This window comes from Streptomyces changchenzhani, from assembly GCF_039766235.1.
In the GTDB taxonomy this organism is placed as follows: Bacteria; Actinomycetota; Actinomycetes; order Streptomycetales; family Streptomycetaceae; genus Streptomyces.
The window spans coordinates 285512-309058 of sequence record NZ_JBDHNH010000005.1; the positions used below are offsets into that span (position 1 = coordinate 285512).

Sequence of the window (23547 nt, forward strand, 5' to 3'; positions counted from 1 at the left end):
CCGACGATTTCCGGCCAGCGGCTGCTGAGGTTTCACGTCGGATGAAGGCGATGCCGTGGACATGAGCTGCGCGATTTCCCCCGACGGCAGCGCTCTGATCGTGGGAGGTCGTCCACCGTGCTTGTGAGCGCCCGATCCAAATGAGGCAGGCGGATATCGGGCATCTCGTCAGGTACGGGCACAGATCCGGAACCGTGGATCGACGGTGACCTCCCAGACCTACCAGACGTCCCACCCCGTCGGCCCGCACAATGCCGACTACGTCCCCTTCGACCAACTCACCTTCCTTCAAAGCCCATCTCTACCGGCAAGTGATGCGCACTGGCGGCCGAGGAGCGTCTCACGGTGCCACTGCGGTCGGAGGACGTGTGCGTCGCCTTGGAGGCCCGGAGCCGGTCCGTCGATATCGAGGCAGTGGAGTAGGTGCTGGACTGTCTCGTCACCTGGGGCAATCTGCGGGCCGATCCGGGTGCTACGGGCGCTGGCTAGTCTGCGCACGTGACCTCTGAGCTGACCTTGCTGCCCCGCATCGCCTACCGCGGGCAGGAGATGACCGCGCCCCGGCTGCGCGGGCTCCTTGCGCTGCTCGCCGTCGACCTGCGGGCCGGGTGCAGCACGGGGCGGCTCGTGGAAGGCCTGTGGCCGGACGCGCAGCCGGAGCGGCCGGGCAAGGCGGTGCAGGTGCTGGTCTCCCGGGTGCGGTCGCAGCTGGACGCCGAGCTGATCGTGAGCACGCCGACGGGGTACCGGCTGGCGCTGGGCGAGACGCAGGTCGACAGCTCCGCACTGCTGCTGCACGAGGCAGCCGGCGCGGAGCGGTCCCGCAAGGGTGACCACCGAGGCGCTCTGGAGGAAGCCGAGGCGGGCCTGGCCTTCTGGGACGGGGTGGTCGCCGCGGGTGCCGGTGAGGATCTGCGCGACCCGGTGGTCGCGCTGCGTACCGCGCGGGCCGGGACCCACCGCGCGCTGATCCGTACCCGCGCACTCGCCCTTGCCCGGGTGGGGCGACGGGATGAGGCGGCAAGGCCGCTGGCCGAACTGGCCGATGAACTGCCGCGGGACGAGGAGGTCCTGGCGGAACTGCTGCGCTGCGAGGCGGCCCAGGCAGGACCGGCCGCGGCGCTGAGCCGGTACGACACCTACCGGCGAGAGCTGCGGGACGAGCTCGGCACCGACCCCGGGGCCGGACTCAGGGCCGTACACCAGGAGCTGCTGCGAGCCGAGGCGCCGGAGGTCCGGAACGGCGTACCGCATGAGCCGAATCCGCTGCTCGGCCGGGAGGCCGACATCGCCGCCGTGACCGGGCTGTTGCGCACCGGGCGGGTCGTCACTGCCATCGGCCCCGGCGGTCTCGGCAAGACCCGGCTCGCGTACGCCGTCGGCCGGGCCGCCGAACAGCGGGTGGTGCACTGCGTGCCGCTCGCCGGTGTCACCGCTGATGACGATGTGGCGGGGGAGGTGGCATCGGCGATCGGCGTCGGGGAGAGCCGGAACTTCGCCGGGGCCGGGGATCTGGTCAACGCCATCGTCGGAGCACTGGGCCCCGGCCCCGTACTGCTGATACTCGACAACTGCGAGCATGTCGTCCACGGCGCCGCCGACCTGGTACAGGCTCTGGTGTCGCGGTCGAAGGAGCTGCGGGTGCTTGCCACCAGCAGGGCACCCCTCGGGCTGACTTCGGAATCCCTGTACGCGCTGCCGGTGCTGACCCTCGCCACCTCCGTCGAACTCTTCGAGCAGCGGGCCCGGTCCGCCCGCCCCGGCGTGGAGCTGCCCGCCGCTCACGTGGCCGACCTCTGCCGTCATCTGGACGGTCTGCCGCTGGCCGTGGAGCTGGCCGCCGCCAGGGTGAGAGTGCTGCCTGTGGCGGAGATCGGCCGCCGCCTGCGGGACCGTTTCGCTCTGCTGCGCGGCGGAGCACGGGACACACCGGAGCGGCATCGCACCCTGCACGCCGTCGTCGAGTGGAGCTGGAACCTGCTTGAGCCCGAAGGGCGGGCGGCGCTGCGTGCGCTCTCGGTGTTCCCGGGAGGTTTCACCGAGGACGCGGCGGCGCGTGTGCTCGGCGGCGGTGGTGGTGGGGACGCGCTCTTCCTGGTCGAGCAGCTGGCCGATCAGTCCTTGATCAAGGCAGGTGACACTGCCTCTGGGATGCGCTTCCACATGCTGGAGACCGTACGGGAGTTCAGCGCCGCCCGGCGCGCGCAAGCCGGCGAGGAGGAGGCCGTCACCGTCGGGTTCCTCGCCTGGGCACGGGACTTCGGCCGCACCCACCACGATGTCCTCTTCAGCAGTGACCCCTTGCCTTCCTGGGGCCGGATCCGGGCCGAGCAGGACAACCTCGTCCTGGCCCTGAGGCACGCGCTGGCACGCACCGACGGCCCCACCACCGCGGCCCTCACGGCAGTGCTCTCCTCGCTGTGGGCCACCGACTCCAACCACACCCGGCTCGCCGCCCTCGCCGCCGAGACCGGTGGGCCGCTCTCCCACTTCCACCCCGGGCCCGAGGACGTCGAGGCGGCCCGGAGCGCGGCGGCTGTGTGCACGGCGGCCCTTTTTATGAGCCACGGACCGCAGGCCGTGCGCCAGCTCGTCACGCTGCGCCGACTGCCGCCCGCCGCGCCCGACACCCTGCTGAGAGCCCTGGCCGTCGTACTGTGCGCCACGTCCGACGTGCGCCCACCGGACTACACGCGCCTGCGGGAGCTGTGCGCCGCGGACGAACCCCTGGTGGTGGGCCTCGCCGAATTCGTCGCCGGCTACGTGTGGGAGTACGAGAACGAGGTGGAACGGGCGCTGGACTCCGCCCGCCGGACGCTCGCCGCTCTGGGGCCACTGAGGAATCCGGCGATGCTGCTACTGAGCCACGGCCGGATCAGCGACCTGTGTCTGCAGACCGAGCGGAGCACGGAGGCGCACCACCATCTGCGGGCCGCACTGGGCGCGCTCGACCAGTTCGAGGGCCTGTCGGACACAGTCGGTATCCGCTGGGGTTTGGTGCTTGCGTGCTTGCAGCGCGGGGATGTCGACGAAGCGGAGTACTGGTTGGAGCGGGCAGTCCTCGACCAACAGCCGGAGGCGAGCGAGATCTTCTTCACCCCGGACCTGGCGGCACGGGCGGAGATCGCGCTGGCCCGTGGTCTGACCGAGGCCGGGCTCGATCTGTGGCGGCAGGCCGTGAAACGGATGCGGGAGGGACGCCCGCCGCAGGCCACCGATTCGTTCGTTGATCCGTGGTCGCTGGAAGTGCAGTCGGCGGCACTGGCCGCGCATGCCCAGCACGGCCGGCTGGAGCTGATCGGGGAGCTGGCCGGGCAACTCCGTGAGCAGCTGCGGACGTTGCTGTCCGACGGGCCAGGGGCGGGGTTCCCCGAGCAGCTTCCGGTGTACGGCACGGTTCTGCGGGGGCTCGGTCTGGCCGGTCTTTGTCAGGGCGACACCTCGGCCGTACGGCTGATGGCGTTGGCGGAACGGATGCGCGTACTGCGGGAGTTCCCGACCCTGTCCGCCGCCCGGGCCCGGCAGGCCGCCGAGGACGCCGACAGGGCGGCGTACGCCGATGCGGTGTCGGAGTACGCCGCCCTGGAGAAAGCGGAGTTGAGGGCGGCGGCGCTGCGCGCGATCAGCGCACCGGGTCACGATGGACGGGATCAGCGTACCGGGTCGCGATTGAACTGCGCCTTCGACCAGAGGTAGCCGAGCACGGTCAGGCCCAGGCACCAGACGACGGCGAGCCACCCGTTGTGGCCGATCTCGCTGCCGAGCAGCAGACCGCGCAGGGTCTCGATGGCGGGGGTGAAGGGCTGGTACTCGGCGAACCAGCGGAACCAGCCCGGCATGGCGTCCACCGGCACGAACGCGCTGGACAGAAGCGGCAGCATCATCAGCGGCAGCCCGTTGTTGCTCGCGCCCTCGGGCGTCGGGCTGGCCAGGCCGAGACCGACGGCGATCCAGGTCAGCGCCAGGCTGAAAAGCGCCAGCAGACCGGCCGCCGCGATCCACTCCACCACGGTGGCCTCCGGCAGGAACCCGATGGCAAGACCGATGCCCAGGACCAGCACCAGGGCCGCCAATGTCTGCACCACGCTTCCGGCGACGTGGCCGATCAGTATGGAAGAACGGGAGATCGCCATGGTGCGGAAGCGCGCGATGATGCCCTCGGTCATGTCCATGCAGACGGACACGGCGGTTCCGACGGAGTTTCCGCCGATGGTCATCAACAGGATGCCGGGGACCAAGTAGGCGATGTAGTCGGCTCGGTTGGCGCCGGTGCCCGTGATGCCCGCGCTCATGACGTCGCCGAACACGTACACGAAGAGCAGCAGCAGGACGATCGGCGTCAGCAGGACGTTGAGGGTGAGGGAGGGGTAGCGCCGCGCGTGCAGGAGGTTGCGACGCAGCATCGTGGACGAGTCGCGGACGGTGAGAGACAGGGTGCTCATCGGACGGTCTCCTTGGCGGCGGGCGCGGCGGGCGCGGTGGACCCGGCGGGGTGGTTGGTCGCGGACGTGGGGGACTCGGTGGACTCGGTGGGGTGGCCGGTCAGGGCGAAGAACACGTCGTCGAGGTCGGGGGTGTGCACGGTCAGTTCGTCGGCCTCGACACCGGCCGCGTCGAGCCAGTCGAGGATGGCGCGCAGCTCGCGTTGGCTGCCGCCGCTGGGGATGGTCAAGGAGAGCGATTCCACGTCCCGGGTGGCGTCGTGCAAGGCGCCGGCCGCGTGCTCGTACGCCTGAGGCTCGGCGAACCGGAGGCGGATGTGCCCGCCAGGGACGAGCCGCTTGAGCTCCCCGGCAGTGCCCTGGGCGACGATCTTGCCGCCGTTGAGGACCGCGATGCGGTCGGCGAGCTGGTCGGCCTCCTCCAGGTGCTGCGTGGTGAGGAAGACGGTGACGCCCCCGGCGACGAGTTCTCGGATGATGTTCCACATGCTGTGCCGGCTGCGCGGGTCGAGCCCGGTGGTCGGCTCGTCGAGGAAGATGATCCGCGGGCTGCCGACCAGGGTCATGGCGAGGTCGAGACGTCGGCGCATACCGCCGGAGTAGGTGACAGCGGGCCTCTTCGCGGCCTCGGTCAGATCGAATCGCTCAAGCAACTCGGCTGCGAACCGGCGGCCTTCACTGCGGGGGAGATGATGCAGATCCGCCATGAGGAGCATGTTCTCCTCGCCGGTGATCATGTTGTCCACCGCGGAGAACTGCCCGGTGACGCCGATCGCGGCGCGCACCGCTTGGGGATCGGCGGCGAGGTCGTGCCCGGCTACCCGCAGCTCGCCGCCGTCGGCGGCGATGAGGGTGGAGAGGACCTGAACAGCGGCTGTCTTGCCGGCGCCGTTCGGCCCGAGGAGGGAGAAGACCGTGCCTACGGGAACGTGGAGGTCGACGCCGTCGAGGACGGTCTTCTCGCCGTAGGACTTGCGCAACCCGGTTGCTGAGATGGCGAGTTCGCCGGTCGTTGTTGTCATGCCGCAGAGCTTGGCGCCGAGCCGGTTCAGTACGGTTTCAGCGCGGTTGCAGCCGTCTCCACACACCGGAACCGCCCGGGGGCTCGACCTGCTCCCGCGGCTCAGGGCGCGCGGGCCGAGGCGTTGCGGTGAGAAGAGGTGCGGCTCGCGGTCCTCGCACGCACTCGAAGTCTTCCGTCGGCTGCGCGAGTCCTGCGTCCAGGAACTGGGCATCGAGCCCTCGCGGGGGTTGCGGGAACTGCACCGGTCCGTGCTCGCGTGCGATCCGGCGTTGGACTCGCCGGTGCCCACCTTGACCGCCTTTTGGTGGCTCTTGCCTTCGGGGCGGCGGGTCACTTCGTCAGCAGCCACCAGATCCGGTCGTACGAGAGGATGTGGAAGACCACGAGCACGATCAGCGCCCACTTCGCGGTCTTGCGGATCCCCAGGTCGTAGAGGGCCCAAACAGCCCCGAAGAACACCGCCAGTTCAAGCAGCAGCCGCAGCGGTCCCGGGGTCTCGACCTCGGTCTCGCCCGAGCGCGACTCGTCGCCGGACACCGCGAAAGTGCCCCACGCCCAGCCGATCGCGACCGGCAGCGCCACCACCGTGATCCAGCGCCAGGGGCTGGGGGTCTTGCGCCAGGCCCAGAGCGCGAAGCAGCCGAGGGCGGCCAGCTCGAAGAGGAAACGCAGAGCGAGCATCGCCGGGTTGTAGGCAAGTGCAAGAGTGTTCAACTCGGTGGGGTTCAACTCTGCTCCTTGAACGTGGTCTTGAGCGTTGCGCGGTGTCGCCACAGTGACCCATGCCGCTCAAGAATCAGGGAAGAAGCGCTGGAGCCCGTCAGTACGCCCGGGCCACCGGGTGGAGTAGCCGGATCGGTGACAGTTAGGAAAGTTTCCTATTATCCATTGACAGGGACACGCCCCGTTGCCAGGCTGCCCGGCAGCGGCTCGGCGCGGCGCCCGACTCTTCGTGGGCGTGACGCGCTCAGCGAGAGCTCTGACCCGGCCGCCGCACGCCATGCCCACCCTGAGGGGGCATGGCGGCAAGCAAGTTGTCCAGCTCTCGCTGTCTCAGCCAGGGAGTCCAGGCATGCGCCTGACCACCGCCCCACCACCACTCCGCACCAGGACCACCGTCCTGGCGACTGCCTTCGCCGCCGTTCTCCTCCTCATCGGCGGCCTGCTGCTGATGAATCCGGACCGGGCCGACGCCGCGGCCGATCCGCTGATCTCGGGCGGCAAGTCCGCCACCGCGTCCTCCGCGGAGGACTCCGCACTCGGCGCCGCCCAGGCCTTCGACGGCGACCCGGCCACCCGCTGGGCCAGCGTCGAGGGCAAGGACCCGCAATGGCTCCAGGTCGACCTGGGGGCCGCCGCCACCGTCTCGCGGGTCACGCTGGCCTGGGAGGCGGCGTACGCGAAGGCATATCGCATCGAGGTTTCCGACGACGCCACCACCTGGACCCGAATCGCCAACGAGGCGGCGGGCAACGGGGGTTCGGACGACTGGGCGGGCCTGTCCGGCAAGGGCCGCTATCTGCGGGTGTTCGGGACAGCGCGTGGCACCGCGTACGGCTACTCGCTCCATGAGGTCCAGGTCTACGGCAGCCTGGCCGGCGGTCCGCCGCCGACCGGGGCCTTCACAGTCGTCGCCGCCGGGGACATCGCGGCGCAGTGCACCGCGTCCTCCAGCTCCTGCGCACACCCGAAGACCGCCGCGCAGGCGCAGCGGATCGACCCGAAGTTCTATCTGACCATGGGCGACAACCAGTACGACGACGCCATGATCTCCGACTTCCGCGCCTACTACGACACGTCGTGGGGGAAGTTCAAGGCGAAGACCCGCCCGGTGCCCGGCAACCACGAGACCTATGACCCGGCCGGGTCACTCGCGGGCTACAAGAGCTACTTCGGCTCGATCGCCTACCCGCAGGGCAAGTCCTACTACAGCTACGACGAGGGCAATTGGCACTTTGTCGCCCTCGACTCCAACGCCTTCGACCAGGCCGCGCAGATCCAGTGGCTGAAGGACGATCTTGCGCGCAACAAGAAGGGCTGCATCGCCGCGTACTTCCACCACCCCCTCTACAGCTCGGGCGGGCACGGCAACGATCCGGTCGGCAAGCCGGTGTGGAAGATCCTCTACGGCGCCAAGGCCGATCTCATACTGAACGGCCACGACCACCACTACGAGCGCTTCGCCCCGCAGAACGCCGACGGGCAGGCCAAGGCCGACGGGATCGTGGAGATCGTCGGCGGTATGGGCGGCGCCGAGCCCTACCCGATCGAGGAGGTTCAGCCCAACAGTGAGAAGCGCATCAGCGGCCCGTACGGCGTCCTGAAGCTCAACTTCACCGACACCAGCTTCGGTTGGCAGTACGTCGACACCGCGGGCCAGGTGAAGGACACCGGCCCCACGCGCACCTGCCACTGACACCGAGGCAGCCATGCCGGTCCCGGCGCCCTCGTCACCCTCCGGACACCCCGGACGGTGACGAGGCGCCGGGCACCGTCAGTTCGGCCCGGCCCGAGCCGTCGGCGGGCACCGTCCAGATGGCCGAGGACCGTGCGGCGCGGCCGGGGACGGCATACGCGAGGGTCCGGTTGTCCAGCCAGGCCACCTGGTCGTCGACGGAGCGGGTCTCGGCCAGCGGCGTCTCACGCATCGTCCTGAGGTCGAGGACATGCAGGCGCCAGGGTGCCGAACCGCCGCCCGACACCCGCTTCTTGAAGGCGATGCGGGTGTTGTCGGGGGAGAGCGAGGGGCATTCGACGTTCTCGCGGACGGTGTGCGCGCTCCACTTCTTGATGTTGCCTTCGACCAGGTAGGTCTTTCCCCGGCTTGCCATCGTCGCAAAGAAGCGGTTGTCGTCGCGGGCGAAGGTGACGCCCCAGAAGTTCACGTCCGACGAGTGGTACCGCTTTCCGCCGAGGTAGACCTGGATGGTCTCCATGTTCTTGATCAGGTAGCCGGTGCGGGTGTCGAGAATGCCGCTGCGGGTCGAGAAGGACGACGAGGAGTAGGAGTCCCCGGTCACGAAGACGGTCCAGGCGACCATCCGTCCGGAGGCGGAGACCCTGGCCCGGTTGGGCACACCGGGAAGCAGGACGCTGCGCTTCTCCTTGAGGTCCCGGTCGAGGATCACCGCCTTGGTCCTGGGCGGGATGCCGGGCCTGGACGCCAGACAGACCGCCGTGGCGCCCCCGGCGTAGAACCGGTGACAGGGCATGGCGGACTCCTTCGCCTCCCGCCGGCTCCCGCCCTGGCCGACGGCCGGTGGTCGGGAGACCGACGCGAGCCTGCCCTTGTCGGTCCGGAAGAACAGCGCGGGGCCGTCCGCCAGCGACAGGACGCTCTTCGCGCCGCCGGCGGGCTCGGTGCGATGCGCGCTGTTCACGGTGTACACAACGCCCAGCGTCGTGAGCAACACGGTGGCCGCGCCCACGGCGACGAATCTGGCCCGCAGACTCATGGCGCCCATGGGGCCCATAGGGCTCTTGGTGTGGGTGGGGTCTTCGGGTGAGTTCACGGCGTCGGCTCCTGCTGTGTGGGAAGGAGGAAGAGACAGATCGGCAGAGTGAGGGCGAGACCGGCGGCAGCGAGGGCGAGGGCCGGCTGTGTGCCCCAGGTCGTCCAGGCCGCGCCGAAGAGTACGGAGGCCAGCAGGCGGCCGACGGCTTGACCGGTCTGCAGAATGGCCAGCCCGCCTGCCCGCTGGGTTCCCGGCAGAGAGGGCCCGGCGAGGGCCATGAGTACGCCGTCGGTGGCCGCGTAGAAGGTGCCGTGCAGCACCAGGGCGGCGATCAGGAGGGCCGGGCCGCCGAGTGGGGTGAGCAGCACCGCGTACACGGCCAACAGGGCGGTGTGGCCCAGGAGATAGAGCCCTCGGCGGCCGTGGCGGTCGGCGATCCTGCCGAACGGTACGGCGAGCGTCAGGTACACCAGGGCGGTCCCGAGCGGCAGCAGGGGAAGGTAGCCGGCGGTGAAGTCGAGGCGGCTCTGCAGGAGCAGGAAGATGAAGCCGTCCCCGACGGTGACCAGGCCGAGCGCCGAAGCGGTGATCAGCATCCGGCGGAAACCCGGCTCGCGCACCAGCCCCACGGTGTCCCGCAGCCTCGGCGCGGCGGCCTTGCGGTCCGCGGTGTGGCGGTGGCCGGGGACGAAGGCGAGCAGGATGAGCACGCCCAGGACGCCGAAGCAGAAGCTGACGACGAAGACGCTCTCGTACGCGTCCATGGTCACCCACAGCAGGGCGAACGCGGCAAGTGGTCCCAGGAGTGCGCCGGTTGTGTCCATCGCGCGGTGTACGCCGAAGGCGCGGCCGAGGTCGCGCGGGTCGCAGCTGAGCGTGATGAGCGCGTCGCGGGGGCCGGTGCGAATGCCCTTGCCCACCCGGTCGGCGGCCAGGGCGGTGGAGAGGGCGGGCGTCGACGTGCCGGCGAAGAGCAGGCCGAGCTTGCAGAGCGCGGAGAGCGCGTACCCCGCGCCGGCTACCGCCTTGTAGCGCTGCCGACGGTCGGCGATGTGCCCTCCGGCGAGCCGGACGAACGCGCTGATCCCGTTGTAGATGCCGTCGAGAAAGCCGAACTGGAGAGGGCTCATCCCCAGGCCGAGGACGAAGTAGAGAGGCATCACCGCGGTGACCATCTCGGAAGAGATGTCACTGACGAGGCTGACCGCGCCCAGTGCGACGACCGTCCCTGCCATGCCCTTGCGGGCGGGACCCGATCCGGGTGACCGGCCGGTGGCCGGGCCGTCGGGGACGTCCGTGGATCTGCTGGAGGCGAGATACATAGGGGCTCCGCGGCCGTGGGGGACAGGCAGGGGCCGGACACGGCTGTGCCCGGGGAGGGGGTGGAACGGAAGGTCCGACTGTTAGGAACCTTTCCTTATATTTGACTGCGCTTGTCGTGTCTCGCACAAGAGGTGTGACGGGAGGTGTGGCGGAGGTGTGGCGGAGGTGTGGCGGGAGGTTGGCGGCGGAGCGAACCGAGGACCTGTATTGATAATGGGATCCATGTTCATATAGCGTCGGTGGTGTCCGCGTAGCCCGTCCGCGCAATGCAGTGCGTAACAACAGGAGGACCGGCATGGCCGTGCCCAAGCGCAAAATGTCCCGCAGCAACACCCGCCACCGTCGCGCTCAGTGGAAGGCGGTCACGCCGCAGCTGGTGCCCATCACGGTCGACGGCTCCGCCTTTCTGGTGCCGCAACGGCTGGCCAAGGCCTACAAGCGCGGGCTGTTGGCTCCGGAGAGCTGATGGCCAGTACGTGCACGGGGGCGACGCACTGAGGCTCGCCCCCGGGGCCGACTGAGCCGTACGCCCGCCCCCACTCCATGCATCGCACGCACTGCCCCGCCCAAGCCAAGGAGGAACCGTGGCTCGTCGCAGCGACCCCCGCCAGCCCGCCAAGTCCCGCCCCAATCCGCTGAATCAAGCGCGGATCACGTACATCGACTACAAGGACACCGACCTGCTGCGGAAGTTCATCTCGGACCGGGGGAAGATCCGCAGCCGCAGGGTGACCCGGGTCAGCGCCCAGCAGCAGCGAAGGTTGGCCCGCGCCATCAAGAACGCCCGGGAGATGGCCCTGCTGCCGTATGTCTCGCGGTGAGACACCCTCTAGCCGCCTCTAGCCGCCCGCCAGCAGGGTCTGGCGGAACTCGGCGACCAGCGGCCTGAGATCGACCCGGTGCCAGGCGGCCCACAGTTGCGTTGAGGGCGTGTACCAGGGCAGTTCGCGCACCACCACGCCCTCCGTCGCGCCGCGCAGCATGCTCTTCTGGATCATCGCCGCGCCGAGCCCCGAGGCCACCAGGCGCAGGGCGGCCAGTGGTTCGGCCGCCTCCCAGCGGGCCTCGGAGGTGAAGCCCGCCGCGACGCACGAGGCGAGGAACGCGTCGCGGATACTCGTGGTGTATCACGCCGCTTCTCTCGACCGGGTGGCCTGGCTGCTCCGCCACTGACCGCGCCGGCTCCGCGCCGGCTCCGCGCCGGCCTCGCGCCGTCCCGCGTCGTCCCGCGTCGTCCCGTTTTCGGACGAGTCGCGACTGGCCCGTGTCGGTGTTGGGCCGAACGGGTGAGGCGGGTGAGAATGGCTCAATGCAGACACAGTGCGCGGGCGAGGTGGTCCGGTGAGCAGGTACGACGCCACCGACGAGCAGTGGGCCGGGCTCGCCCAGGTCGTGCCGCTGCGCGGCCGGGACCAGTGGCCGTCGCGGGTCGATCACCACACGATGCCGCAGGAGTACGCCGCCGAGCAACGGCGCATGATCGTGCTGCGCGTACAGGTCTTCGCCGACGCGCGTGAGGTCGCGGAGTACCTCGTCGCGCAGATCCCGGTCCTGCTCGATCTGACCGCCGCCGACAGTGATGTGGCGAAGCGGATCCTGGACTTCAGCAGCGGTGTCGTCTTCGGGCTCGGCAGCGGAATGCACCGGGTCGACCGCAATGTCTTCCTGCTGGCTCCGGAGGGCATGGAGGTCGAAGGGGCCGAGGCCGCCGTCCCTCGATCGTAGGAAGATCCACCAGGCGGAACGGTTCGCCGGGGCTGGCCCTGGCTACCGTCCGGCCATGACTGTGCTTCCCGGGGCGAAAGACCCCATCTCCGCTGCCGGCCCCCACCGGCAGCCCACCGTCGTCGAACTGCGGCTGTCCGCCTTCAAGTCGCACCGCGGGACAGCCGTCCCGCTCGGCCCGGTCACCCTCGTCGCGGGGGCGAGCGGCAGCGGCAAGTCGAGTGTCCTTCAGGTGTACGAGGCGCTGGCCCGGCTGGGTGGCGGCGCGGAGTTGGCCGAGGTCTTCCCCCGGCCGGTTGAGTGCGTGCCGGAACGGGCGAGGCCCGATGCGCAGGGGCGGCGCGGCTTCCGGATCGGCTGCACCGTGGACGGGCCCGTCGGACCCGTCCGGCTCGATCTCGCCGTGCAGGTCGAGCCGGAGCTGCGGATCGCCGGTGAACGGCTGACGTGCGACGGGCGGACGCTGCTGACCACCGCGTTGCGCGATCCGGCGCGGCGCTCCGTGCAGGCGGCCTGGCACACGGCGGGCGCCGCGCCGGTAACGCGCGCACCCATGCCCGACGACCGGCTGGGCACCGCCCTGCTGCCGCTGCGCGTCGCGGGCCGGACGCCGGGGCAACTGCAGGTGCTGGCCGCGGCCGAGCAGGTGATCCTCGCGCTGCGCTCGGTGTTCGCGTGCGACCCGCGACCGCCGCGGATGCGACAGCCAGTGCCGACGGGCGAGGGGCGGCTGCGGACCGGTTGCGACAACCTCGCCGAGGTGCTGTGGCGCACGCGCAGCCAGTGCGCGAAACGCCATGCGCGGCTGACCGCCATGGTGCGCGCCGGATGCGCCGGGCCGGTGGCTGAGCTGACCGTCGAGGAGCTGGTGAACGGCACGGTACGGGCGGTGCTGGCCCGCGGTGAACGCTGGTCCACCCCCGTCGAGCGGCTGGGGGACGGGGAGTTGCGCTACCTGGCACTCGCCCTGGTGCTGCTGACCGGGCCCGGAGTGCTGGCCATGGACACCGTCGCCGAGGTGCCTCCGGCGATGCAGGCGCTCACGGTCCTGGCGGACGGCTTCGACCGGTCCCTGGACGGCACGCAGGCGCGGCAGCTGCTGGGGCTGGCCGCGGCCGTCTGCGGGGAGAGGCACATGCGGCTGGTGGGGGCGGTCACGGATGCGCCGTACGCGCGCGGAGTGGACGGGGTGACGGTGGTAGACCTGGGGCTGTGACGGAACTGGATGTGCAGGGACTGCAGCGCAGGCTGGCCGAATTCGCGACGGCGCGGGGGTGGGAGCCCTACCACACGCCGAAGAACCTCGCGGTGGCGCTGAGCGTGGAGGCGGCCGAACTGGTCGAGATCTTCCAGTGGTTGACGCCCGAGGAGTCGGCTCGGGTGATGGAGGATTCGCGCTCCGCGCACCGGGTGGCGGACGAGGTCGCGGACGTTCTGGCGTATCTGCTGCAGTTCTGCGAGGTGTTGGGGGTTGATGTGCTGGCGGCGCTGGCAGCCAAGATCGATCGGAACGAACACCGTTTCCCGGTGCCGAAAACCAAGGATCGTCACTCTTCGGAGTGAGTGACATATCCACAACTGTCGATTAGTGCACAGATTTCGCCATAGCCCTGGCTTTCCGGGCCCTGAAACCTCACTCTGGGTAGTGGGTAGGAGAACGTGCGAGAAAGAAGCGGGCCATCGTAGGGACGGGGGCGGTGTATGGACGCGATGCGGCTCATCGGAGTCAGTCGGCATGCACTGGCGGAGAGCCGGGCGGCGCTGGACATTCTGGCGGAGGCCTGGCAGGCGCAGACACTGGCTCAGGCGATCGGCGGCCGACTGGCGCTGAACGGGCCGCCTGAGCTGAGAGGCGAGGCCCGAGGCCTGAGTGAGGTGGGTGGGCGGGGCTCCGGGGTGCTGGACAGTGCGGTGCTGCGCACGGGCGAGTCGTGCTTAGCGGGCGGGGTCCCTCCCGTTACCCGGCCGCGCGCCGCGCAGCTGTCCGAAGTGGCGGACGCGCATGGGACTTTGACCGGCCTGGGCAGGCTGCTCGGGGAAGTGGGGATAGCGCTCGTCGGGGTCGCATGCGCCACCGACGAGGAGGCGCTCTACTGGCAGTGCATCGAGGGGATCGACGCCGCCGACGAGTCGAGCGACCGGGTGCGCGGGATGCTGCGCCGGCTCACCGTGCGGGAGAAGGGGAGGTCGCGGAGCGCCGACCGGGACCCGGCGGCGTAGCCGCCTTGGGCCGGCTCTGCCCGGAGGGCCGTTGGGTGGGCCGTTGGGCGGGGCGTTGGGTGGGCCGTCGGGATCCGTCCGAGCGGACGACCGCCTCGGGCGGTGGTCGTCGGGGGGCGGGCGGTCACGGAGGGAGGGGCGGTATGCGGGTGATGTGAGTGGCGCGGGTGGCGAAATTTCACCCGACCGAGCAGGAGGGGGCCTGGTGGGGGAGGCAGAGTAGCCGGCAGTTCGACGGTGCAGGATGGAGTCATGGATCTTCGAATCTTCACCGAGCCCCAGCAAGGGGCGAGCTACGACACCCTGCTGACCGTGGCCAAAGCCACCGAGGACCTCGGCTTCGACGCCTTCTACCGCTCCGATCACTATCTGCACATGGGGTCGGGCGACGGCCTGCCCGGACCGACCGATGCCTGGATCACCCTGGCCGGCCTTGCCCGCGAGACCAAGAGGATCCGGCTGGGCACCTTGATGACCGCGGGCACCTTCCGGCTGCCGGGCGTGCTGGCCATCCAGGTGGCGCAGGTCGACCAGATGTCGGGCGGACGGGTCGAGCTCGGTCTGGGGGCGGGCTGGTTCGAGGACGAGCACCGGGCGTACGGGATTCCGTTCCCAAAGGAGAAGTTCGGCCGGCTGGAGGAGCAGCTGGCGATCATCACCGGTCTATGGGCGACGAAGACCGGTGAGAAGTTCAGCTATGACGGCACGTACTACCAGCTGACCGACTCGCCGGCCCTGCCCAAGCCCGCCCAGTCCAAGGTGCCGGTGCTGATCGGCGGACACGGCGCGAGCCGTACGCCGCGGCTGGCCGCGCAGTACGCCGACGAGTTCAACATCCCGTTCGCCTCGCTGGAGGACAGCGAGAGGCAGTTCGGCCGGGTGCGGGCCGCCGCCGAGAAGGCCGGGCGCAAGGCGGACGACCTGGTGTACTCCAACGCGCTGGTGGCGTGCGTGGGCAAGGACGACGCAGAGGTGGCGCGCCGGGCGGCGGTCATCGGCAGGGAGGTGGAGGAGCTCAAGGCGAACGGTGTTGCGGGCTCGCCCGCGGAGGTGGTGGACAAGATCGGCCGGTTCGGGGCGATCGGTGCCTCCCGGATCTACCTCCAGATGCTGGATCTGGACGACCTCGACCACCTTGAGCTGATCTCCTCGCAGGTCCAGTCCCAGCTGAGCTGACGGGGTAGTAGGGGCCCAGGAAGAGCTGGATCGTGCACGATCAAGAGGAAGAGCGAAGAGTCGCTGTGAAGCCGGTGCGTCCGTTGGCTGCCGCCCTCGCCGAGGGGGCAGTCGTCCTCGACGGCGGTCTGTCGAACCAACTGGAGGCGCAGGGCTGCGATCTGTCCGACGCGCTCTGGTCGGCGCGGCTCCTCGCCGATGCCCCGCAGCAGATCGCGGCGGCACACGCGGCGTATGTACGGGCGGGCGCGCAGGTGCTGATCACCGCCAGCTACCAGGCGACCTTCGAGGGCTTCGCGCAGCGCGGTGTCGCGCCGCGCGAAGCCTCGGAGTTGCTGGCACACAGTGTTGAACTGGCGCGTGCTGCCGCGGAGTTCACCGACCGGGAGGTCTGGGTGGCCGCCTCGGTCGGGCCGTACGGGGCCATGCTCGCCGACGGCAGCGAGTACCGAGGGCGGTACGGGCTGTCCGTGCGGGAGCTGGAGCGCTTCCACCGGCCCCGGATCGAGGCCCTCGTCGCCGCGGAGCCCGATGTGCTCGCGCTGGAAACGGTGCCGGACAGCGACGAGGCGGAGGCGCTGCTGCGGGTGGTGGCCGGGTGCGGGGTGCCCGTCTGGCTCTCGTACAGCATCGACGGGGACCGCACCCGGGCCGGTCAGCGACTGGACGCCGCTTTCGCGCTCGCCGCGGGGAACGAGCAGGTGATCGCCGTGGGGGTCAACTGCTGCGAACCGCAATACGCGGACCGGGCCGTGGAGTGCGCCGCTTCGGTGACCGGCAAGCCGGTCGTCGTCTATCCGAACAGCGGGGAGAAGTGGGACGCGGAAGGCAGGGTGTGGCGGGGTGGGCGTACCTACGATCCGGCGCGGGTGCGCGAGTGGCGGGCGGCCGGGGCACGGCTGGTCGGCGGCTGCTGCCGGATCGGGCCGGAGCAGATCGAGGAGCTGGCCGGGCTGCTGCGGCCGCAGGCGCGCTGACCCCGGCGCACCCACCCGTCGTTCCTCCGCCACTACCCTGGGGTCCATATGCGCAATGCACAGGAGCGGGGGACTCATGGCCGGGATTCGATTCGTGACGGTGGCAGCGACGGTGGCAGCGACGGTGGCAGTGGCAGCGACGGTGGCAGTGGCAGTGACGGTGACGGTGCCCGTGGGGGCGAGAGTGACGGTGTGGTCGTCTACTGGCGGCCCGGCTGCCCGTACTGCATGAAGCTACGGCTGAGGCTTCGCCTCGCGCGGCTGCGGCGCACCGAGGTGAACATCTGGCAGGACCCGGAGGCCGCGGCGTATGTCCGCTCGGTCGCCGACGGGAACGAGACGGTGCCCACGGTGACCGTGGCCGGGCGGGCGATGGTGAACCCGTCGATGCGGCAGCTGCGGCAGGCGGTCCGGGAGCACGCGCCGTACTTGCTGCGCAAGGCCCGCTGAGCCGCCGCGGTCAGGTGTCCGGGTGCGACCGGTCCGGACCGGTCCTGACCGGTTAAAGTCCCTGGCCGGAAAGTGTTGATCCGGCGATACTCAGACGTGTGTTTATGACGATCAGCACCACAGGAACGGATCTGCGCCCCGCCACCGACCTCGGGTTCTTGCTGCACAAGCATCCCGAGAAGGCGCAGGTGTACAAGACCTCCCACGGCACGGCGCACGTCTTCTACCCCGAGGCGTCCGCCGAGCGGTGCACGGCCGCGCTGCTGCTGGAGGTCGATCCGGTGGCGCTGGTGCGGCGGGGCAAGGGCAAGGACCGCGGGAACTCGCCCGACTCCGCGCTCGCGCAGTACGTCAACGACCGGCCGTACGCCGCGTCGTCGCTGCTCGCCGTCGCGCTGAGCACCGTCTTCAGAACCGCCCTGCAGGGCCTGTGCAAAGCGCTTCCCGAGCGTGCCGAGTCCCCACTGCCGTTGCGCATCGAGCTGCCCGCACTGCCTGCCCGGGGCGGCGCGGAGCTGGTGACGAAGCTGTTCGCACCGCTGGGCTGGACGTCGGTGGTGGCCGAGCCCGTGCAGCTGGACGAGGAGTTCCCGCAGTGGGGCGACTCGCGGTACGTACAGCTTGTGCTGGAAGGCGAGCTGCGGCTCGCCGACGCGCTGCGTCAGCTGTATGTCCTGCTGCCGGTTCTGGACGACGCCAAGCACTACTGGGTCGCACCCGACGAGGTCGACAAGCTGCTGCGGGCCGGTGAGGGCTGGCTGGCCGAGCACCCGGAGCAGAAGCTGATCACCAGCCGCTATCTGTCGCGCCGCTGGGGCCTGACCCGGCAGGCGATGGAGCGTCTTGAGCTGGTGCGGCTGGCCGAGGCCGACGACCTCGTGGTCGAGGACGTGGACAACGCCGTCGACGAGTCGGCGGACACCGAGGACAAGCCGGTCCCGCTCGCGGTGCAGCGCCGCGACGCGATCCTGGCGGCGCTGGGCGAGGCCGGGGCGAGCCGGGTGCTCGACCTGGGCTGCGGGCAGGGCCAGTTGGTGCAGGAGCTGCTCAAGGACGTGAAGTTCACCGAGATCGTCGGTGTCGATGTGTCGATGCGCGCCCTGACCGTCGCATCGCGCCGACTCCACCTGGACAAGATGGGCGAGCGGCAGGCCGCCCGCGTGAAGCTGATGCAGGGCTCCCTCGCGTACACCGACAAGCGGCTCAAGGGGTACGACGCCGCGGTGCTCAGCGAGGTCATCGAACACGTCGACCTGCCCAGGCTGCCCGCCCTGGAGTACGCGGTGTTCGGCTCGGCGCGGCCGCGGACCGTGCTCGTGACGACGCCGAACGTCGAGTACAACGTGCGGTGGGAAACCCTGCCCGCCGGGCATGTGCGGCACGGCGACCACCGCTTCGAATGGACCCGCGAGGAGTTCCGTAGCTGGGCCGCCGGAGTGGCCGAACGGCACGGTTACACCGTGGAGTTCGCCCCGGTCGGGCCCGACGACCCCGAAGTGGGGCCGCCCACCCAGATGGCCGTGTTCAGCAGGACCGCCGAGCCGAAGAGCCCGACGAGAACCGGCACCAGGACCTCAAGGGACTCAGGGGACTCAGGGGAATCGCAGAACTCGCAGAACTCGAAGGAGGAGAAGGCAGCATGACCGAAACCAAGCGCACTCTCGCCGTGCCCGACCTCTCCCTCGTGGTCCTGATCGGCGCCACCGGCTCCGGCAAGTCCACCTTCGCCAAGGCCCACTTCAAGCCCACCGAGGTCATCTCCTCCGACTTCTGCCGCGGCCTCGTCGCCGACGACGAGAACGACCAGAGCGCGAGCGCCGACGCCTTCGCCGTACTGCACTTCATCGCGGGCAAGCGGCTCGCGGCCGGGCGGCTGACCGTCGTCGACGCGACCAATGTGCAGTCCGAGAGCCGCAAGGAGCTGGTGAGGCTGGCCCGCGAGTACGACGTACTGCCCATCGCGATCGTCCTCGATGTGCCGGAGGCCGTCTGCGCCGAGCGCAACGCCACCCGCCCCGACCGGGCCGGAATGCCCCGCCATGTCATCCAGCGCCACCAGCGCGAACTGCGGCGCTCGCTGCGGGGCCTGGAGCGCGAGGGCTTCCGCAAGGTGCACATCCTGCGCGGTGTCGAGGAGATCGGGAACGTCGAGATCTCGCTGGAGAAGCGGTTCAACGACCTGCGGCACCTCACCGGACCCTTCGACATCATCGGCGACATTCACGGCTGCCGCTCCGAGCTGGAGACCCTGCTCGGCAAGCTCGGATACGTCGACGGGGCGCACCCCGACGGCCGCACGGCCGTCTTTGTCGGCGACCTCGTCGACCGCGGGCCTGACAGCCCCGGCGTACTGCGCCTGGTGATGGACATGGTCGGTTCCGGCAACGCGCTGTGCGTGCCCGGGAACCACGAGAACAAGCTCGGCCGTTATCTCAAGGGACGCAACGTCCAGCACACGCACGGACTCGCCGAGACCGTCGAGCAGTTGGAGAAGGAGGACGACGCCTTCAAGGAGAAGGTGCGGGAGTTCATCGACGGGCTCGTCAGCCACTACGTCCTTGACGGCGGTGAGCTGGTCGTCTGCCACGCGGGGCTGCCCGAGAAGTACCACGGCCGCACCTCGGGCCGGGTCCGCTCGCACGCGCTGTACGGCGACACGACCGGCGAGACCGACGAGTTCGGTCTGCCCGTGCGCTACCCGTGGGCCGAGGACTACCGGGGCCGCGCGGCCGTCGTCTACGGCCACACGCCCGTGCCCAACACCTCGTGGATCAACAACACCATCTGCCTGGACACCGGTGCGGTCTTCGGCGGGAAGATGACCGCGCTGCGCTGGCCGGAGCGCGAGCTGGTCGACGTACCGGCCGAGCAGGTCTGGTACGAGCCGGTCAAGCCGCTCAGCACCGAGGCGCCCGGCGGTCACGACGGCCGCCCGCTGGACCTCGCGGACGTGCACGGCCGGCGCATCGTGGAGACCCGGCACCTGGGACGGGTCGCCGTACGCGAGGAGAACGCGGCGGCGGCGCTCGAAGTCATGAGCCGCTTCGCGGTCGACCCGCGCCTCGTGCCGTACCTCCCCCCGACCATGTCGCCGACCGGGACCTCGGAGCGCGAGGGATATCTGGAGCACCCGGCCGAGGCCTTCGCCCAGTACAGGTCGGACGGTGTCGCCAGGGTGGTGTGCGAGGAGAAGCACATGGGTTCGCGCGCCGTGGCCCTGGTCTGCCGCGACGCGGACGCGGCGCGCGAGCGCTTCGGTGTCGACGGCCCGACCGGCTCGCTGTGCACCCGTACCGGCCGCCCCTTCTTCACTGATTCCCACAGCGGCTCCGCCGCGGGCCCCGAAGTCACCGAGGAGATCCTGGCCCGGCTGCGCGAGGCGGCCACCGAGGCGGGTCTCTGGGCGGAGCTGGAGACGGACTGGCTGCTGCTCGACGCGGAGCTGATGCCGTGGTCGCTCAAGGCCACCGGCCTGCTGCGTTCGCAGTACGCGGCGGTGGGCGCCGCGTCCCGCGCGGTTTTCCCTGTCGCGATCGACGCCCTCGAAGCGGCTCGGGCCCGTGGCGTCGAGGTGGACGGGCTGCTGGTCAAGCAGCGTGAGAGGGCCGTCGACGCGGCCGCGTTCACCCGGGCGTACCGGCGTTACTGCTGGGCGACCGACGGCCTGGAGGGCGTGCGTCTCGCGCCCTTCCAGATCCTGGCCGCGCAGGGCCGCAGCCTCGCCGGGCTGCCGCACGACGAGCAGCTCGCGCTGATCGACCGGCTGATCGAGCACGACCAGTCGGGCCTGCTGCAGACCACCCGCCGCCTGATCGTCGACACCGGTGACGAGTCCGACGTACAGGCGGGCATCGACTGGTGGCTGGAGATGACCAGCCGCGGTGGCGAGGGCATGGTGGTCAAGCCGCTCCAGGCGCTCGCGCGCGACGCGAAGAACAGGCTGGTGCAGCCGGGCATCAAGGTGCGCGGCCGGGAGTACCTGCGGATCATCTACGGTCCCGAGTACACCCGTCCGGAGAACCTGCAGCGGCTGCGCGGCCGGTCCCTCGGCCACAAGCGCTCGCTCGCGCTGCGCGAGTACGCGCTCGGTCTTGAGGCCCTGGACCGGCTGGCGGACAGCGAACCGCTGTGGCGCGTCCACGAGGCGGTCTTCGCGGTCCTCGCGCTGGAGTCGGAGCCGGTCGACCCGCGGCTCTGACGCCCGGCTCCGACCCGCTGCTCTGATGCCCGAAGGAGCCTCCTGGCCCCGGCCGTGGGGCGGCAGCCTCTCCAGCTGCCGTCCCACGGCCGGGGGCTCGCGTCCCGCAGTCCCGGGAACGAGTCGGCATTCGCCGAGTGAAGGGCGGTCCGTGTGGTGAGGATGGGGACATGGGATTCCATGTCGACTCCGAGACCGGACGGCTACGCCGTGTCATTCTCCACCGGCCCGATCTGGAGCTGAAGCGCCTCACGCCCAGCAATAAGGACGCTCTTCTCTTCGACGACGTCCTGTGGGTACGTCGGGCGAGACAGGAGCACGACGGCTTCGCTGATGTGCTGCGCGACCGTGGGGTGGAGGTGCATCTCTTCGGTGATCTGCTCTGCGAAGCGCTCCAGGTTCCGGCCGCCAGGAATCTGGTGCTCGACCGGGTCTTCGACGAGAAGGAGTATGGACCACTCGCCACCGACCATCTGCGGGAAGCCTTCGACGAACTGCCCGTGACCGATCTGGTCGAGGCGCTCGTCGGCGGCATGACCAAGCGGGAGTTCCTCGCGCGCCACCCCGAGCCGACGTCCGTGCGCTTCCACGTCATGGACCGGGACGATTTCCTGCTCGGCCCCCTCCCGAACCACCTCTTCACCCGGGACACCTCGGCCTGGATCTACGACGGGGTGTCCATCAACGCGATGCGCTGGCCCGCCCGGCAGCGCGAGACCGTCCACTTCGAGGCCATCTACAAGCACCACCCGCTCTTCAAGAGCCCCGAGGCGGGCTCCTTCCACACCTGGTCGGAGGGGCAGGTCGACTACCCGTCCACCATCGAGGGCGGCGACGTCCTGGTCATCGGCAACGGCGCGGTGCTGATCGGGATGAGCGAGCGCACCACCCCGCAGGCCGTGGAAATGCTGGCCCGCGGCCTCTTCGCGGCCGGATCAGCCACCACGATCGTGGCGCTCGACATGCCCAAACGCCGCGCGTTCATGCATCTGGACACCGTGATGACGATGGTCGACGGCGACACCTTCACCCAGTACGCCGGGCTGGGCATGCTCCGTTCGTACACCATCGAACCGGGCGCGGGGGAGCGTGATCTGAAGGTCACCGACCATCCGCCCGAGCACATGCACCGCGCCATCGCCGCAGCCCTGGGCCTGAGTGAGATCCGGGTGCTCACCGCCACCCAGGACGTGCACTCGGCGCAGCGCGAGCAGTGGGACGACGGCTGCAATGTGCTGGCGGTCGAGCCGGGCGTGGTCGTCGCCTACGACCGCAACGTCACCACCAACACCCATCTGCGCAAGGAGGGCATCGAGGTCATCGAGATCCGCGGCAGCGAGCTGGGCCGCGGAAGGGGCGGCCCCCGCTGCATGAGCTGCCCTGTCGAACGCGATTCTGTATAGTGATGCGGTCCGTCGTATAGACTTCCAGTCCTATTCCATCCGCGACCTTCCATCCGCGACCTCTCGCGCCCCAGGAGCAGCCACCATGGCGATAGACCTCGCAGGCCGTCACTTCCTCAAGGAGCTGGACTTCACAGCCGACGAGTTCCGCGGCCTGATCGATCTCGCCGCCAGACTCAAGGCGGCGAAGAAGGCGGGCACGGAGGTGCAGCGGCTGCGCGGCAGGAACATCGCTCTGATCTTCGAGAAGACCTCCACCCGCACCCGCTGCGCCTTCGAGGTCGCCGCCGCGGACCAGGGGGCGTCGACGACGTTTCTCGACCCCTCCGGTTCCCAGATCGGGCACAAGGAGTCGGTGAAGGACACGGCGCGGGTGCTGGGCCGGATGTTCGACGGCATCGAGTACCGCGGGGACAGCCAGGCCGCCGTCGAGGAGCTGGGTGCGTACGCGGGGGTCCCCGTCTTCAACGGGCTCACCAACGACTGGCACCCCACCCAGATGCTCGCCGACATGCTCACCATGACCGAGCACAGCGACAAGCCGCTGGAGCGGATCGCCTTCGCCTACCTGGGCGACGCCCGCCTCAACATGGGAAATTCCTACCTGGTCACCGGCGCGCTGCTCGGCATGGATGTACGGATCGTCGCGCCCAGGGCCTACTGGCCGGCCGAGGAGGTCCTCGCGCGGGCCCGCGAGGCCGCCGAGGCGAGCGGCGCCCGTGTCACCCTCACCGAGGATCTCGCCGAAGGGGTGCTGGGCGTGGACTTCGTCGCCACCGACGTGTGGGTGTCGATGGGTGAGTCCAAGGAGGTCTGGGGCGAGCGCATCAAGGCACTCTCGCCGTACGCCGTGACCATGGACGTGCTGCGTGCCACCGGCAAGGCGGAGGTGAAGTTCATGCACTGCCTGCCCGCCTTGCACAACCTGGGGACCAAGGTCGGGCGCGACATCCACGAGCAGTACGGCCTTGCCGAGCTGGAAGTCACCGACGAGGTCTTCGAATCCGCGCACTCCGTCGTCTTCGACCAGGCCGAGAACCGGATGCACACCATCAAGGCCGTGCTGGTCGCCACGATGGCCGGGGCCGAGGCCGGGGCCGAGTCCGAGTAGCTGTACGCCCGAGGCGGAGACGTGTGGGCACTGTGTACGCGCT

At 70.1% G+C, this 23547-nt stretch carries 20 protein-coding genes and 2 pseudogenes; 16 read left to right on the plus strand and 6 right to left on the minus strand.

Annotated features, from left to right (window positions below; all coding sequences use genetic code 11):
• The first annotated feature begins 498 nt into the window (after nt 1-498).
• A complete protein-coding gene (locus tag ABCR94_RS18240) occupies nt 499-3696 on the plus strand; it encodes an ATP-binding protein (protein WP_347120395.1) in 3198 nt (1065 codons plus the stop codon).
• On the opposite strand, the gene ABCR94_RS18245 is transcribed toward ABCR94_RS18240, so the two are convergent.
• Both ABCR94_RS18245 and ABCR94_RS18250 read right to left on the minus strand, forming a co-directional pair.
• Nucleotides 3651-4442, minus strand: coding sequence for an ABC transporter permease (locus tag ABCR94_RS18245; protein WP_347120396.1), 792 nt, complete (start codon nt 4440-4442; stop codon nt 3651-3653). The genes ABCR94_RS18240 and ABCR94_RS18245 overlap by 46 nt on opposite strands.
• On the minus strand, nt 4439-5464 hold the full coding sequence (locus tag ABCR94_RS18250) for an ATP-binding cassette domain-containing protein (RefSeq protein ID WP_347120732.1): 1026 nt from the start codon (nt 5462-5464) through the stop codon (nt 4439-4441). The genes ABCR94_RS18245 and ABCR94_RS18250 overlap by 4 nt, the downstream gene beginning before the upstream one ends.
• Here ABCR94_RS18250 and ABCR94_RS39130 point away from each other — a divergent pair.
• Nucleotides 5463-5669: pseudogene (locus tag ABCR94_RS39130) on the plus strand (hypothetical protein); the annotation flags it as partial. The gene ABCR94_RS18250 and the pseudogene ABCR94_RS39130 sit on opposite strands and share 2 nt — an antisense overlap.
• Before the next feature lie 127 nt (nt 5670-5796).
• Here ABCR94_RS39130 and ABCR94_RS18255 read toward each other — a convergent pair.
• Nucleotides 5797-6195: a YrdB family protein gene (locus tag ABCR94_RS18255; RefSeq protein WP_347120397.1), complete on the minus strand. Its 399-nt coding sequence runs from the start codon at nt 6193-6195 to the stop codon at nt 5797-5799.
• Between the two features lie 343 nt (nt 6196-6538).
• Here ABCR94_RS18255 and ABCR94_RS18260 point away from each other — a divergent pair, with 343 nt between their 5' ends.
• Nucleotides 6539-7882, plus strand: a complete 1344-nt coding sequence (locus tag ABCR94_RS18260) for a discoidin domain-containing protein (protein WP_347120399.1) — start codon at nt 6539-6541, stop codon at nt 7880-7882.
• A gap of 34 nt (nt 7883-7916) precedes the next feature.
• On the opposite strand, the gene ABCR94_RS18265 is transcribed toward ABCR94_RS18260, so the two are convergent.
• Together ABCR94_RS18265 and ABCR94_RS18270 are read right to left on the minus strand one after the other, a co-directional pair.
• On the minus strand, nt 7917-8978 hold the full coding sequence (locus tag ABCR94_RS18265) for a TolB family protein (RefSeq protein WP_347120400.1): 1062 nt from the start codon (nt 8976-8978) through the stop codon (nt 7917-7919).
• Entirely contained in the window at nt 8975-10243 is a 1269-nt protein-coding gene (locus ABCR94_RS18270) for an MFS transporter (RefSeq protein WP_347120401.1), read from the minus strand. Before ABCR94_RS18270 ends, ABCR94_RS18265 begins: the two co-directional genes overlap by 4 nt.
• 296 nt (nt 10244-10539) lie before the next feature.
• Here ABCR94_RS18270 and rpmF point away from each other — a divergent pair, with 296 nt between their 5' ends.
• Nucleotides 10540-10710 (plus strand): 50S ribosomal protein L32, encoded by a 171-nt coding sequence (gene rpmF, locus ABCR94_RS18275; protein ID WP_347120402.1) that lies wholly within the window; start codon nt 10540-10542, stop codon nt 10708-10710.
• Between the two features lie 118 nt (nt 10711-10828).
• Nucleotides 10829-11065, plus strand: a complete 237-nt coding sequence (gene rpsR / locus ABCR94_RS18280; RefSeq protein ID WP_347120404.1) for a 30S ribosomal protein S18 — start codon at nt 10829-10831, stop codon at nt 11063-11065.
• An 18-nt stretch (nt 11066-11083) separates the two neighbouring features.
• Here rpsR and ABCR94_RS18285 read toward each other — a convergent pair.
• Nucleotides 11084-11356, minus strand: a pseudogene (locus tag ABCR94_RS18285) (LysR substrate-binding domain-containing protein); the annotation flags it as partial.
• Nucleotides 11357-11585: 229 nt separating this feature from the next.
• Between ABCR94_RS18285 and ABCR94_RS18290 the strand changes: the two are divergent.
• The 11 genes from ABCR94_RS18290 to argF all read left to right on the plus strand — a co-directional run bounded on the left by ABCR94_RS18290 (nt 11586) and on the right by argF (nt 23504).
• Nucleotides 11586-11969, plus strand: coding sequence for a cell division protein SepF (locus ABCR94_RS18290; protein ID WP_347120405.1), 384 nt, complete (start codon nt 11586-11588; stop codon nt 11967-11969).
• A gap of 55 nt (nt 11970-12024) precedes the next feature.
• Complete coding sequence (locus ABCR94_RS18295) at nt 12025-13185, plus strand: AAA family ATPase (protein WP_347120407.1); 1161 nt, start codon at nt 12025-12027, stop codon at nt 13183-13185.
• On the plus strand, nt 13182-13532 hold the full coding sequence (locus tag ABCR94_RS18300; RefSeq protein ID WP_347120408.1) for a nucleotide pyrophosphohydrolase: 351 nt from the start codon (nt 13182-13184) through the stop codon (nt 13530-13532). The genes ABCR94_RS18295 and ABCR94_RS18300 overlap by 4 nt, the downstream gene beginning before the upstream one ends.
• Nucleotides 13533-13670: 138 nt before the next feature.
• Complete coding sequence (locus tag ABCR94_RS18305; protein WP_347120409.1) at nt 13671-14189, plus strand: DUF6099 family protein; 519 nt, start codon at nt 13671-13673, stop codon at nt 14187-14189.
• Between the two features lie 252 nt (nt 14190-14441).
• Entirely contained in the window at nt 14442-15365 is a 924-nt protein-coding gene (locus tag ABCR94_RS18310; protein ID WP_347120410.1) for an LLM class F420-dependent oxidoreductase, read from the plus strand.
• Between the two features lie 65 nt (nt 15366-15430).
• The gene (mmuM, locus tag ABCR94_RS18315; protein ID WP_347120736.1) at nt 15431-16342 is read left to right on the plus strand and encodes a homocysteine S-methyltransferase; all 912 of its coding nucleotides are present in this window, start codon (nt 15431-15433) and stop codon (nt 16340-16342) included.
• Nucleotides 16343-16390: 48 nt separating this feature from the next.
• Entirely contained in the window at nt 16391-16792 is a 402-nt protein-coding gene (locus ABCR94_RS18320; RefSeq protein ID WP_347120412.1) for a glutaredoxin domain-containing protein, read from the plus strand.
• A 98-nt stretch (nt 16793-16890) separates the two neighbouring features.
• Complete coding sequence (locus ABCR94_RS18325; RefSeq protein WP_347120414.1) at nt 16891-18435, plus strand: 3' terminal RNA ribose 2'-O-methyltransferase Hen1; 1545 nt, start codon at nt 16891-16893, stop codon at nt 18433-18435.
• Nucleotides 18432-20990: a polynucleotide kinase-phosphatase gene (locus ABCR94_RS18330; RefSeq protein ID WP_347120416.1), complete on the plus strand. Its 2559-nt coding sequence runs from the start codon at nt 18432-18434 to the stop codon at nt 20988-20990. Before ABCR94_RS18325 ends, ABCR94_RS18330 begins: the two co-directional genes overlap by 4 nt.
• 170 nt (nt 20991-21160) lie before the next feature.
• Nucleotides 21161-22393, plus strand: a complete 1233-nt coding sequence (locus tag ABCR94_RS18335) for an arginine deiminase (protein WP_347120418.1) — start codon at nt 21161-21163, stop codon at nt 22391-22393.
• An 85-nt stretch (nt 22394-22478) separates the two neighbouring features.
• On the plus strand, nt 22479-23504 hold the full coding sequence (gene argF / locus ABCR94_RS18340) for an ornithine carbamoyltransferase (RefSeq protein WP_347120419.1): 1026 nt from the start codon (nt 22479-22481) through the stop codon (nt 23502-23504).
• Nucleotides 23505-23547: the final 43 nt, after the last annotated feature.